Annotated in this window: 7 protein-coding genes; 4 read left to right on the top strand and 3 right to left on the bottom strand. The window is 35.6% G+C overall.

Annotation, left to right across the window (positions count from 1 at the left end; genetic code table 11):
- The first annotated feature begins 608 nt into the window (after nucleotides 1–608).
- The 4 genes from IC221_RS04455 (at nucleotide 609) to IC221_RS04440 (ending at nucleotide 9,096) form a co-directional block, all read left to right on the top strand.
- Nucleotides 609–3,599, top strand: coding sequence for a TonB-dependent receptor (locus IC221_RS04455; protein WP_188167807.1), 2,991 nt, complete (start codon nucleotides 609–611; stop codon nucleotides 3,597–3,599).
- Between the two features lie 29 nt (nucleotides 3,600–3,628).
- On the top strand, nucleotides 3,629–5,248 hold the full coding sequence (locus IC221_RS04450; RefSeq protein ID WP_188167806.1) for a RagB/SusD family nutrient uptake outer membrane protein: 1,620 nt from the start codon (nucleotides 3,629–3,631) through the stop codon (nucleotides 5,246–5,248).
- Nucleotides 5,249–5,281: 33 nt separating this feature from the next.
- Nucleotides 5,282–7,006: a hypothetical protein gene (locus tag IC221_RS04445; RefSeq protein ID WP_188167805.1), complete on the top strand. Its 1,725-nt coding sequence runs from the start codon at nucleotides 5,282–5,284 to the stop codon at nucleotides 7,004–7,006.
- A 218-nt stretch (nucleotides 7,007–7,224) separates the two neighbouring features.
- Nucleotides 7,225–9,096, top strand: coding sequence for a hypothetical protein (locus IC221_RS04440; protein ID WP_188167804.1), 1,872 nt, complete (start codon nucleotides 7,225–7,227; stop codon nucleotides 9,094–9,096).
- A gap of 150 nt (nucleotides 9,097–9,246) precedes the next feature.
- On the opposite strand, the gene IC221_RS04435 is transcribed toward IC221_RS04440, so the two are convergent.
- The 3 genes from IC221_RS04435 to IC221_RS04425 all read right to left on the bottom strand — a co-directional run bounded on the left by IC221_RS04435 (nucleotide 9,247) and on the right by IC221_RS04425 (nucleotide 14,970).
- Nucleotides 9,247–9,696, bottom strand: coding sequence for a VOC family protein (locus IC221_RS04435; RefSeq protein WP_223241297.1), 450 nt, complete (start codon nucleotides 9,694–9,696; stop codon nucleotides 9,247–9,249).
- Between the two features lie 142 nt (nucleotides 9,697–9,838).
- Nucleotides 9,839–10,651, bottom strand: a complete 813-nt coding sequence (locus IC221_RS29855) for a helix-turn-helix domain-containing protein (RefSeq protein WP_188167803.1) — start codon at nucleotides 10,649–10,651, stop codon at nucleotides 9,839–9,841.
- 179 nt (nucleotides 10,652–10,830) lie between these two features.
- Nucleotides 10,831–14,970 (bottom strand): hybrid sensor histidine kinase/response regulator transcription factor, encoded by a 4,140-nt coding sequence (locus IC221_RS04425; protein WP_188167802.1) that lies wholly within the window; start codon nucleotides 14,968–14,970, stop codon nucleotides 10,831–10,833.
- Between the last annotated feature and the right edge of the window lie 129 nt (nucleotides 14,971–15,099).

Here is a 15,099-nt window from a genome sequence, read left to right as displayed (position 1 = left end):
ATTTCAAATGTACTTGATACGGTTAACGAACGTTATGGAGATTTTTAAATTTGATGATGACATTGGAATTCTACTCCTTGGGCCACTATTGTTAGTTTAGGTAAATTTTCATCAAAAACATACGTAATGTATATAAAAACGAATATTACAGGGTATTATTCTTACACAAAAGTGTATATTTATGATGTTATTTTAATCTCCAAAAAAGGTCTTTTTTATCATAAATATTGAAATGAATATTACTTATTTACTCAAAACACCAAACCAAATTATTACCTTTTGGCCCAACAGGACTCTTCCATAAATTGCAATCACATACTTTTGGAGCACTCTTGTAGTTTTAGGGGTAAATTTTCATCACAAAAGTCATTTTTTTACCTATTTGAAAAATCATGGTTGATGAAAATATATTTTTTTCAACGCTTATTTGTCAAAAATCAACCTCTGATTAATTAGTGTCTACCCTACATTTGTAAACATAACGCCGCGGTTATTACTTATTAATGTTCAGCTAAACATATTTAGATTGAATAACAACTAAACAATAAAAAATAGTCATGCAGATCTTAAAGAATTTTTTTCTGCTGTTCATCGCTATTACATTTTCAATGAGTGCGTATGCACAGGAAAGAACAATACAGGGTAGCATATTAGATGAAACAGATAGTCCTCTTCCGGGAGTAAATGTCACTATTCAGGGAACAGCTATTGGAACAATTACGGATTTTGATGGTCGTTTTAAATTAAGTGTGAAATCAGATGAAACAGTATTACTTATTTCCTCAATTGGGTACAAAAAGCAAACGATTACAGTAGGTGCTCAATCCGATTTCAACATCAAAATGGAAGTCGATTTAGAAGAATTGGATGAAGTAGTAGTTATTGGTTACGGTACCGCTAAGAAAAGTGACGTAACGGGATCAGTTTCTACTGTTAAAACCGATGAACTAACAGTGATTGCCACAGAGGATGTCAACAAAGCCCTTCAAGGTCGTGTACCGGGTGTACAGGTGACGAACTCTGGAAACCCCGCTTCTGGCTCTAAAGTAAGAGTAAGAGGTATTGGTACCATCAACAACTCTGATCCTTTATATGTAGTAGACGGTTTCCCGATGCAAGACATCTCTCACATTGCACCTCAAGATATTGAGTCAATGGAAGTCTTGAAAGATGCCTCAGCTACTGCAGTATACGGTTCAAGAGGTGCTAACGGTGTAATCTTAATCGCTACGAAGACGGGTAAAGTACAAGAAAAGCTTACTTATACTTTCAATGCTCAAACGGGTGTTAAGCACGCTTCAAACAGAATTGAAATGGCAAACGCTTCTGAGTATGCTCAATTAGGACTAGAAGCCAACAGATTTGCCGAAGGTACAGATGAATTCGAACAATTAATGTATGTAGCCAATGGTAACTATAGTGGTACTGACTGGCAAGATGAATTATTAAGACAAGGTTCTTTCCAAAACTACAATTTTGGTATTAATGGTGGTTCTGAGAAAAATCAGTTCAACTTCTCTACTTCTTATGTAAAGGATGAAGGAATCTTAAAAGGTACTGACTTAGAGAAATTCTTTGTAAAATTCAACAACACACACAAATTTAATGATTGGTTAAACTTTGGACAAAACATTGCCTATACGCACGCTAATTACTCTTTAACGAACTTGAATGACATTTATTCAAGTCCATTGACTCAGTCTTTATGGGCTGACCCTATCACTCCTGTTTATAATGCAGATGGTTCTTATGCTCGTTCTACTTGGGCTTATAACAGTAACCCCGCTAGAATGGCAGAACAAGAACAATACAAACGTTCTTGGGACAACAGAATTGTTGGTAACTTCTCTTTAAATGCTAAAGCCACTAAAGATTTGACGTTGACATCTAACTTTGGTGTGGATTACAGAAACCAACAACAAAAGCTTTACTTACCAGAATTCTTCGTTTCTAACGAGGAACAAAGAATGACTTCTCAATTGGATGAGAATAGAAACAACAAGTTTGACTGGGTTTGGTCTAACTATGCGAACTATTCGAAAACATTTGGTGATCACTCTGTTGGTGGTATGGTTGGTATGGAAATGCAAGCCTTCAGCTATAACAACATTAGAGCTACAGGTTATGACGTTCCTTTCAATGAAAACATGAGATACTTAGGAGCAGCAAAAGGATCTGATTACTTCGCTACTTCGTCTCAAGGAATGAACTCATTGATGTCTTACTTTGCTCGTGCAAATTATAGCTATCAAAACAAATATTTACTGACTGCTACATTTAGAGCAGATGGTTCTTCTAAATTTGCTGATGGAAATCGTTGGGGCTTCTTCCCTTCATTCTCAGCAGGATGGAATATCAAAGAAGAAAACTTCTTACAATCATCAGATGCCGTAACGCAATTGAAATTAAGAGCAGGATGGGGTGAAGTAGGTAACCAATCTTCTGCAGGTAACAATGACTATGTATCAACAGTGACAAACAACTTAAGATATGTAATCAACGGAAACGTAGTCGAAGGTAGAACACCAACTACACTGTCTAACCCTGATTTAAGATGGGAATCTGCTCAAATGGCCAACGTAGGTATTGATGCTGGATTCTTCAATGATCAACTTACATTCAGTGCTGAGTACTTCATCAAAGACACGAAGGACATGGTAGTTCCGCAGCCCGTTCCTGATTATGTAGGTGCCAACTCTCCAAACGTGAACGTAGGTACTATGCAAAACAAAGGTTTTGAATTTGCTGTCAACTACAGAAATGTAGAACACGAAGTAAAATGGAACGTGGGAGCGAACATTGCTGTCATCAAGAATAGAATCACAAACCTTGGTGAAACAGGACACATTGACGGTGGTTATATTGACAAATTAGGTTTTACAACAAGAACGGAAGAAGGACAAGAAATTGCTTACTTCTATGGATATAAAACAGATGGTATCTTCAGATCTCAAGCAGAATTAGATGCTCACGTTGATGCTGAAGGAAATCCATTACAACCTAACGCAGGTATTGGTGATGTTAGATTTGTGGACGTCAATGGCGACGGTGTGATTGATGATGATGATAAGATGAACTTAGGTTCTGCTATCCCAACTTTCACTGGATCATTCAACATCGGGTTAGAGTACAAAGGATTTGATATGAACTTATTCTTCACTGGTTCTTATGGTAATGAAGCTGCAAACATTCAAAAATTCTGGATCGAAGATTCAAACGTTCAGAAAAACCAAACAAAGAACTACTACGACAACCGTTTCCATCCTGAAAACAACCCTAACGGTTCAATGCCAAGAGTGGTATCAGGTGATCCAAACAACAACCGTAGATTCTCTGATAGATATGTAGAAGATGCTTCTTACTTAAGATTACAAAACGTACAGTTAGGATACAGTTTCAGCCAAGACCTTTGTCAGAAGTTACATTTACAACGTTTCAGAATCTATGCTTCAGTTGACAACTTATTTACGCTAACAAACTACAGCGGTTACGACCCTGAAGTTCCAGACCACTACGGTGATCCACTAGCACAAGGTATTGATATTGGTAACTATCCACAATCAACTACTTACTCATTAGGCTTGAACGTTACTTTTTAATTAGTTGAAACTCAAAAAGTAGAAAGGAAATGAAATTCAAAAACATTATAAATATATTAGCATGCTGCGGTATGCTTACCCTCGCAAACAGTTGTTCTAGCTTCTTGGATCGTGATCCACAAGGACAAGCAGTAGATACTCCAGTCTATTATGATGACCCCGAAAATGCACAAATGGCAGTAAACGCTTGCTACCAAGCCATTGCTCAAGATCAAGGTGTAGTCGCTCACATGCAAGAATGGATGTTTGGTGAAGTAATGACAGACAACTCTTGGAAAGGTGGTTCTGATTTTGGTGACATGCAAGACGTTCAAATGTTGAAAGAATGGACGGCTGTAAACATCAACGGACCTTCACACTCTGCTTGGAAAACATATTACCAAGCCATTCATAGAGCTAATACAGCGATCAAAGGTATCAGCCCTGCCACAAGTTTTGATGCAACATTAAGGGATCAAATGGTAGGTGAAGCTTTATTTATCAGAGCTTATAGCTACTTCTACTTAGTACGTTTGTTTGGTGATGTGCCTTTATTCACAGCCCCTGTCTCACCTGAAGAAATTGGTGCTGTAGGGAGAACTCCTGTTAAAGACGTGATTGCTCAAATTGAAGAAGACCTAAAAATGGCAGCTGATATGATGGGTAATAAATCTGAAATGGAAGTAGGAAGAGCAAGTTCTGGAGCTGCAAAAGCTTACCTTGCTAGAGTAATTATGTATGATATTGGTATCTGGAAATCAAATGATCATACTTGGCAAGAAGTATATGATTTAACAAACGAAGTCATCACTTCTGGTCAGTACTCATTGGCATCAAACCTTGCGACAGTATTTGAAAAAGACGGTGAAAATGGTTCAGGATCTATCTTCGAAGTACAACACACCACCTCTAATACAGGATGGGCAAACAACAATACAGGTTCTACTTCACCAATCCTTACTGCACCAAGAGGTACTACAGATATCAAAGGTTGGGGATGGGGATTCTTAAACCCAACGCAAGACTTAGTTGACGAGTTTGAAGAAAATGATCCTCGTTTAGATTGGACTGCAGGTCAAAATGGACAGTTTGCTCATGGTATTGCTCAAGGTGTGGCAGAATCACAATTCCTTTCGGGGTATTTCCCAAGAAAAGTATTAATGGATGCAGCTTTACGTCCAAATGAGCAATCGGATAACCCTCAGAACCAAAGAAAATTCAGATATGCTGATATTCTTTTAATGAATGCAGAAGCGGCTTATCACTTAGGAAATGAAGGCATTGCTCGTCAGAGAGTAAACGAAGTACGTGCTAGAGCTAGAAACATGTCTTATCCAAAAGGATGGAATGAGGGTGCAAACGACTATCCTGCAAGAGACAATTCTAGTGCTCTTCCAGATGTCACTGCATCGGGTAATCAATTGTTGGAAGCTATTCTTCACGAACGTAGAACAGAGCTTGCTTTAGAGGGGCTACGTTTATGGGATCTTCTTAGAACAGACGCTTACGTTAGTGCTCTTCAAAAAGACAATATTGGTTACAGAGATGAAACCAATGGTGCTACTGTAGTATCGAATATGGAAGCTAAAAAACTTGGAGGTGTTCCAGTTCTTCCAATTCCTGCAGGTGAAGTTGCTTCATTCGGTTTAACGCAAAACCCTGGTTACTAATACTATTGGTTTACTTAAAAGAGATTATTTATCATGAATATTAAAAATAAAATACAAAAGGCTTCATTAAGCATAGCATTCTTCGGAATGGTATGCGGAATGAACTCTTGTACAACTCAAAAAGAGTACAGTCAATCTAACGATATTGATTATCCACAACCAAAAATTGCTGATACTGACCTTCAAAATCCTACCGTGATTGGTGAGCCTTTCATGATTTTGGGTGAGAATTTCAAAAATGCAAGAGTATACCTAGGTGAAACGCCTTGTTCTGAAATTACAGTAAGTGCTACTGAGGATACCATCAAAGCCACTCTCCCAAGAATCTTTGATATATCACACCTTAGAGTAGTAAATGCTTATAAGCAAGAAGTATTTTCAGATACTACTTATGCTCCTGTATATCCTTTGACTTCCAATGTGGAATACCCTACTTACATTACAAGAGGTCAAGTATTTGCGATCAAAGGAACGAACGTTGACTTGATCTATGAAGTGATCATCGGTGGTCAAACCATTGAAGTAGACGGTTCAAATGCCAACTCTTCTCAAATCAATGTATTGGCTCCAAGTCAATTACCAGACGAAGTGACTATTAAGGTTTCTACGTACAATGCAGACTCTAATGTACCGGAATCGGGATCTATTTCAGTGGAAGATGCAGGTGAGTTCTTTGATCCTGTAGAACCTGTAGTTTTATTTGATTTCGAAGACGGTGTAAACCCTTACGAACCAGGTGATGTGACGCCTGAAAATGGATTAGACGCTGGTAACGGTATCTCAAAAGGTAGAGGAGATCATTATTTAACGGTAAGAAAAGCAGATGGTGACGGTTGGACTTCTTGGATGGGACAATTGTATTATGATACGCCAATTGATCTTGTGACTTTCACCGATCCTCACTTAAGTTTCCAAATCAACTCTGAAACTTCTCAAGGTTATTTCCAATTACAAATTGGTCAGAATGGTAACGATAACGGTGCTGATTTCAAAGCAAGCAATACTGGTAATGATGGTGACAATTATGTATTCCGTGCTACAAATAACGAATGGCAATGGGTGACTGTAAGTCTTAAAGACCTTGAGCTTTCTGATTGGGGTGGCGGATTAGACAAAGTGGATATTAAAGGAACTTTAGATTTCGTAAAACTATCATATAAACAAGGTAATGGTGCAAACCCTTACATATTAAACCTCGACAATGTAATGATTACTGACGGTCCTGTTGTTGTTGCAAATGAATTGGAAGGATTCGAAACGGCTTCTTACATCTGGGACGATAACGGTGGAGGAGCTACGCACAGCATCGATGGTGGAGACATGAAAGCTATCACTGGTGATCACTACCTTAACGTGCATTTAAACGGTGCTACTGGATGGAACTGGACAGGTGCATTGAAAATGGATAACTCCAACAACCTAGACCTTTCTGGAGTTACTGATCCTCACCTTTCTTTCTGGGTAAACACTGGTAACGCAAAGGGTAACCTTCAATTTGAAATCTTCCAAAATGACACAAAATTTGGAGGTAATATCAACACTGAAAATTACTTTGTGGAAACAAGTGGAGAGTGGAAGCTTTACACTTTCCGATTGAGTACTATGGCATGGAGTAACTGGGGTGGCGACGCAGAAAAACCCGACTTCACTGGTACTTTAGACTACATCGCTTTCGGTTTCTCAACTGGTAATATTGATGGTGAACGTTACGAAGTGAACGTTGACGGTATCATGATCACTGACGGACCAATGTTCTAAACGATTTATTTCATTAAAAAGTGTGAGGCCGATTCTCTTGTAGGGAATCGGCCTTTTTTGTGCCCTTCATTTTTCCTTACAACTATTCGGTATAAGCACAACAGAAAGTTAAAATGCTTTATTTGCTTATATTATAAAAAAGCATGAGATTGCAAGAGTAAATTATTACAAAATTGGACATAACGATCCGAGTATACTAACATTAATTACTTTGTAACATGTTTTTTAAGAAAATACTTTTAGTACTACTAATACTTTTATCTTTTACACCCTTTATCACTGCTCAAGACCAAAGTTCCACCCCATCTTTTTTCCATAAGAAGAGAGTAATGGCATCTTATAACCTCAATAGTATTTTAGGTGATGAATACTCTAGTCTACAAGCGTATAAGTATGAATATACTTTGGGATTGGACCAGGAGTTACTCATGAACAAATACAAAACTGCAGTGTCAGAAACTTCATTACAAGTGCATTTATTGGAACTTAGAGACGCCATAGAGGTGGAACTTAGAAGTGCCAAAATGTATGGTATTGACGTCTTCAAACTTAAATACAATGTACTCGGTAGCGACCAATACAAAACGAGTTTTAAAAGGCTTTTGGCCATCACTATCAAAGTAGCTGAAGACAAAAATATAGATTTCAATTTCTGTTTGGATGTCTTTTTCCCTAAAAACAAAAAATCAAAATACACGAAAGAGCAACTCTTTGCTAAGGTTTCTGAGGATCTTGGTGAAATCTATGGCAGTACAAAAATGTCAGAAAAATGGCTTAGAAATACCAACGATCAAATTGTCTTATTTACAGGTAATACAAAAAACATACTCTCGTATTCTAAAGCTAAAGGATCTAAAAAAATAGCAAAGGAAGATATCAAAGTAATCAAAACTTTCTTTGATGATTTAAACCAAAAAGGGAGCCTTAACGTCGTTCCTGTGTATCATGTACAAACTTACTTGGAGGAAATCCAAGATGAAATTATCGAACATTTTGAGGCGGTGACACATTCGTTTATCTACTTAAAAAGACTAGAAGATTATCAAAAAATAAAAGATAAATTCACTTCCAAAAATATCAAGTTCTTCCCTCATATTTATCTCAACTATATGCCCAATACATTTATTCACAAAGAGACCGGCAAAAAGGTATATGTGAATAAAAAATACGCTATTGATGATACTTATTTACTTTCCAATAACCCTTCAGGGACAAAAAAGTTTAGAATGCTATTGGAAATGTCTTTAACTCCAGATGTAGAATTGCTAAGCCTTTCTTCATGGAATTTATATAACTTATCGAATAACTTAAACCCTGAAATCCATAACGGGTATGCCTTGTCTTCACTTTTGAATTATCATTTCAATAAATGGAATGGAAAATCAAATGAAGTAGAGGAAGAAATGACCTACGTGGCATTTAGAAACCTCTACCGCAACGAGATGAATGTGGAAGATAAGTTTACTATTCGAAATAAGAAGAAAAACTATGAAGGGGAATCCATGATAGAAGTCGTTACACTATTAAAATCACCCGCTGAGGTGTATGTCAATAATACGTACATGGGGATCGCCAAAGCAGGTGTCGATGAGTTTTACATCAAAAAAGAGAAAGAAACGAAAATCAATGTCAAGGTAAAAAGAGAGGGTAAAAAAGTTATTGATTTTACATCACCTAAAACTTTTACAGGCCATAAATACAAATATGATCCTGTAATGTACATCACCTCTTCAGTAGATCATGATAAATCCATAGCGTTGAGTGACATCATTCTGAACTCTGAACTCTCAAGTATGGGCGTACGTTTTCTTCTTTCAAACGAAGATAAAGCCCTATGGAAAATGGCCGCTCAAACCTATTTCATTGCCAATAGAAATGCCATTCTTCAACATGGTGACAATCCTAATGAATATCTAAAGATCAGAGCGAAGAACTACGAAAAATTCAAACTACAAATCAAAAAGATTTTGAATGAATTTGAATATAAGGTATGGGTCGACCTTGAAAATGATAGAATCAACGAAAAAGGTATTGAGGAAGAACTACTTGAACATGATGGTGTTTTGAAAGGGTATAATATCCTAGATTAAGCACTAAAACAAATTACCTCAAAAGAACAGGTTCAAGCCCTTTTTGATTAAAGGCTTGAACCTGTTTTTTATACCTCCAAAATCAAATTGCTAAGGATTGATAATATTACAGTTTTTCCCTTTTTCCCTATTCAAAATGACATTAATGTACTAGTCTTCAGGTGGAGTATACGTTACAATATCAATCCCAACACCATTAGGATCCACTATGGCAAAATGTCGGTCTCCCCACACCTCTTCTCGAAGTTCAATAGCTATAGGCGTTCCTGTCTCTTTTATTTGCTGATAAACTTGATCTACATCTTCCACCTCGATAGTAAAGTAAACCCCTTTTCCATGAAATGAGGGTTGAAAAATTGGTTTTTGGCTAGGATGATTGGGCAATAAAAAGCTGACCTCAGACGATTCGTCAGGAGTATGAAGTAATAAATAGAAGTCGTTTTCAAAACGAACTCCAAATCCTAAAACCTCAGTGTAAAACTGTTTGGTTTCCGCTAACTTTTCCGTGATAATTCCTGCATTAAGTTTCATTTTTTCAGGTGTTTGTGCATTTGCTATTCCATAGAATAATACAAATACGATGACGAATAGTGTTTTCATAATGAATGCTATTAAGCACTAAAACAAAAGTGCAACTGCTTATGAATACAAATCTAGGCTAGCAGAGCTACGGAATATTGTAAAAATCGGACATTAAGTACAAATTAGAATTGACTATGATTTATTTTTGGCTTTATACTTATTAACGAAAAGCTTCAGAAGGCGTCACACCATAGAACGTCTTGAAATTTTTGATAAAATGGGCCTGGTCAAAAAATCCCACATCAAAATAAAGTTTATTTTCCTTTAGACTTTGTGAAGTAGGTTGGGCATTTAAGATATACTGAAAGCGCACCACATTACTAAATGACTTAGCAGTTGTTCCAATATAATAGTTGAAGATTCTACGAAGCTGTCGAGGGCTTAAACCTGTATTTAGCTCTTTTTCGGTATCGAGGTGTCCCTTCTTTTTAAAAATCAATTGCAGGGCATTCAAAAAGCGGGAATCATAGTGAAGTTCTGTTTTATCAAGGTAAATGCTGATTTTTTCATTCAGCATTTCAGTGATCACATCAAAAGGGTAAGAACTTGAAATACTTTCTTGAATCCAATCTGCAAAATCAGGTAAAATATTCTTTAGTTCTTGAGCTTGGTTGGCTAATGTCTTAGCATCAATTTTAAACAACAAAGGAAATGCAGCGGGCAAAAATCGAATACCAATATAATTGAACTCCTTTCCGATAGGGAATTCGGTATATTTCCGACAAAACCCCATCACAAAGTTTTCTGCGGGTTGCCTATGATCAAAAAAGATATCAATGCAGCCATCAGATACCACACGGTAGTGGTAATCATGTTTTAAAGGCTGCGATGTTTTAAGTTGCCAGAAACAATAAACAAAGTGTTCTATTTCCCTTGTCGGTTGTACCTCCAGATAAACTATCCCCGTATCTTCCGCTTTTACAGTAGGCTGAATAGGTCTATAATACCTTTTTAAACTTTCAAACTCTTTCACATCACATTATTGATAGCAATAACCTTACAACAAAACTGTCATTACTCCCCTACTCTCACTCAAAGAATAGACTGACAACTTATTAACGAAAAGGAAGTTATAAAATTGAAGACAAATTCCCACCAAACACACCTTTATTTTCTTCATTTTTACTTATAATCTACTTTCCCAAAACTGGACTATATATTTGGATTTGCTTCCTTCAAAGCTTGTTGCTTTTTTAATTGCTTCTCATGATAATTCCTATACGCACCTGGTGAACAATTAAAAACCTTCTTAAAAGAGGTAGAAAAGTAAGCCGGTGAATCAATACCAATTTTATACATCACTTCAATTGCTGTCATCTTAGGGTTTTCTAACAGGATTCTTGCGGCTTTTTGCAATCTGTAATTTCTGATCAATACATTTGGTGGATGTCCAGTGATGTTTTTAATTTTTCTATAGAATTGAGCAGAACTGTACCCTGCCTTTTTAGCGAGTTCTTTTACCCCAAAGCTAGAATTTGAAAGCTCTTCTTCTATGATATTATTGATTTCTAAAATAAATGTTTTATCAGAGGCTAACAGTTTTACATTTTGGTCCGGAAGATTACTCTTCAATGCATAATGCTCTTGAACTTTCTGTCCGTTCTGAATGAGACGCTTTGCAATAGCTTCTAATTGTACAATAGAGAACGGTTTGTTCATATAATGATCAGCTCCTAGTTCAATTCCTTCCAGCTTTTTCTCATCCGAATTTAAAGCTGTCAAGAGAATCACTGGAATATAACATGTAGCTGGTGTTTCTTTGATTTTCTTACAAACTTCGAAACCGTCTATACCATCCATCATCACATCACAGATGACTAAATCAGGTAGTGTTTTGTTGACAATATCTAAACCTGTTTCACCATTTATAGCAGTTTCAACATTGTATTTTGATTCAAACGAATGCTGTAAAAACTGTCGGATATCAGCTTCGTCATCAATGATAACAATAGATGGAAGTGAAGCGTCTTTTTGAATAATTTCTTCTTTGACTGTTAATGGATTCAACATTTCAACTACAGGAAGTTGAGTTTCTTCTTCCTCAATGACTCCAGTAACTGTTTCTTCATTGTCATAAGGCAGTAACACTTCAAAAGTCGTTTCTACATTTGGTCTACTCTCCACTTTGATTTCACCTTTCATTTTCTCTACCAAAGACTTACTAAAGTCCAATCCGATACCTGTACCTTCTTGCATTTCCCCGTTTCTCTCTACAGTATAAAAACGGTCAAAAATATGGTCAATGTCTTCCGGTTGTATACCTATTCCGTTATCAATTACAGAGATAGATAAAAGTTTGTTGCCTTTTTGTTCAATAAATTTACAAACCAACTGAATCATTCCTCCCTTATTGGTATGCTTTATAGCATTAGAAAGCAGGTTGAAAACAATAAATTCCGTTTTTTCTTTATCGATAGAAACTTGATTATTTTCATTTTCCACTGAAAACGTAAAGTTGATGCCTTTATCTTCTGTTATATTTTGAAAAGAAGCATAAATACCGCTGACAAATTCTCCAATTGTAGATCGACTGTAATTGATTTTAATTTTCTGGTTCTCGACTTTTCTATAGTTAATGATGTTATCAATCAAACGGTGTAATCTATTGATATTTGAATTAATAATAGAAATCAACTTTGCGTTTTCTTCATTTTTATTCTCTTCAATCAATTTCTCCAACGGAGCTATAATCAATGATAAAGGTGTTTTAAATTCATGAGAGATATTTGTGAAAAATTTTAATTTTGCCTGATCTACCTCCCTAATTCTTTCCGTTTCAAATTCTTTGTTTTTGATTTCTCTCTTTAGACTATGAATTTTATAATAGTAATTAGCTATCACGTAAATCAAAACTCCTAAAACACAAGTAATCAACAATATACTCCACCACCTTAAATAAATCGGTAATGGAATTGTAAAGGCTACTAACTCCTGTATTTCACTCCACACATTATCTCCATTTTTGGCTTTAATCTGAAGTTTATAATCACCTGCAGGAAGATTGGTATAATTCACAATGTACTTCCCTTTACTTGTGGTTTTCCACTCTTGATCAAAACCTAACAACTTATAGCTAATTGCATTATTTTCAGGATTAGCATTATGATGAGCTACTAATTCAAAAGCAATATTTTTTGATTCTGGGGTTAACATCAGCTCTTCAAAACGTTCGTTTCCATCTTCAGTAAAAGATATCGTTCGCTCTATTTCAGACACAGACTGAATTTCTTTACCATTGATCCAAATGTCGTTGACACTTGCTCTAGGGAGTATTGGGTTTTTAAGAATCTGTAAAGGATTGAAGAGAGTGATTCCATTAAAACTACCGAAAAGTATCAGTCCTTCCTTTGTTTTATTGAAAGACGCTTTTCTAAAGTTTCTACTGTTGATACCGTCATTATTACCGTAAGTATAAAACTTATTTTCCGCAAGGTTAAACTGACAAATCCCTGCATCTGTACTCAACCATATCCCTGATTTTCCACCACCAACTATACCATAAACCATATTATCCGGCAGACCATTTGAACGGTCATAAGTAGCAGAATTGACGATATTTCCTTCTGCATTTAACTCCAACCTTTCTAAACCTTCACCGAATAATCCAACCCATATCACATTATCTTGATGATGTAACGACAATACTTCACAATGTCTAATATGTTTAGGTATTTGTTTCATCTGATTTTGATTGATTGTGATTTTCTGATGATTGAAAATGCTAAAAGTAATTAATCCCTTCTTTGTACCTAACCAATACGTATCATTTTTATCTTTAATACATGTCTCAGCACTGGCCCCATCTAAAGGCAAAAGATTTGATGCTATTTCGATGGTATTTTTAGTTTCAATTTCTGCCCAAGGATTTTCCAAAATCAACAAATCTTTAGAACCTAATAAAAGATGGTTATCACTGATCTGTTTTAATATTCTCGATGTGCTATTCTTTACCTTCTTCCCTTGGTAAGTGAAATCAATTTTTTTGACTTTCTTACTAATTGGGCTGTAAACCCAGTAACCAAGGTTCGTCCCAAACCAAATATACCCTTTCGAATCCTCTTCGATCAAAGTAATACTTTGCTTTGAAAATAAAGGGTTATTTAAATTTACTTCTTCAAAAGAAAGAGAATGTATATTTGAATCATTGACAGGTGCAGTACTTCTTGACATCTTCTTATTATGAAAAGAAACCCAAACGTAGCCTTTACTATCTTCTGCTAAATAATTGGTACTTCTACCCATCAGTGTATTCTTTCTTAAAGGGTTATGTGTATAGGAAAAGAAAGGCTTTTCATTCAAATCAATTTTATTCAGACCACCTTGACCAGTACCTGCCCATATCACATTGTCTTTATCTTCACAAATAGAATATATAATATCGCTACTCAATTGAGAACGTTCGGTAGATGCTGTTGAATAAACTCTTAAGGTTTCATTTTTAGTTTCAAGCTTAAATAAACCTGACAGACGAGTTCCAATCCAAATATGTCCTGAATCATCTGTAGAAATCGTATTCACTTTAACACGTCTTCCTTTATTGACCAATGTATCAAGCGGGTAGTGTTTTACTTTAAAAAGAACAAAATCATTATCAATAACACACTTAAAAAGTCCATTACTTGTTCCTAGCCAAAGGAATTTATCGATCACTTTAGCTGTGTAGATCTCAACATTTTCGAAAGTGTCTTTTATATTTATTTCTTTTTTAATATTCCCTTTTGGGTTAATCCACACCAATTTATTTTCATTCCCAACAAGCAATCCTTCTTCCCAAAAATTGATATGTTTTAGTGGTTTCTGAGGAAGGTCAAATACATTGATTACCCCTTCATCCTCTACAATATTATCCTTATTGAGTGTATAATAGTTAAGACTATTTCCGCTTGCTGACCAAAGAACATTATCTGCAGTCATCACCAAAAACGCCTTATCTGGATTCTGGTTTAAAGTAGTGAAATGACCGCTTGCTTTATCATAAAAACATAATCCTTCTTTTGTAGAGATCCATATCAAATTATTATGATCTACAAATATATTTTCAATACGACTACTCGGCAGGCTAAAACTATCTTTTTGTGCATAAAAATATTCAAAATCATAACCATCAAAAGAGATTAAACCATTAGGAGATCCCATCCATAACAGGTTCTCATTATCTTTATCTATTGACGTAACCGTATTCTGATAAAAACCTTCATGTTCTAAGAAAACAGAGACTCTTTTGTTGCCATTTTTTACTTCAATGCCAAATAATAAGGTTGAATTTATTAAGTAAATAAGTAAACAGGTCAAAAATCTTATAAAAGATAGGTAGTTCATTCCATTTAAAATTAATAGTGCAGATGATTCTTTTGTGGGTAATTAATAATAGACTTCTTCAAAAAATGCAACTGTACAATGATAAAAAAATACTATATCATT

Source organism: Flammeovirga sp. EKP202 (genome assembly GCF_014534745.1).
Taxonomy (GTDB): Bacteria; Bacteroidota; Bacteroidia; order Cytophagales; family Flammeovirgaceae; genus Flammeovirga.
The sequence above is the reverse complement of the archived record's forward strand: the minus strand, read 5'-3'. Positions and strand labels throughout refer to the sequence as shown.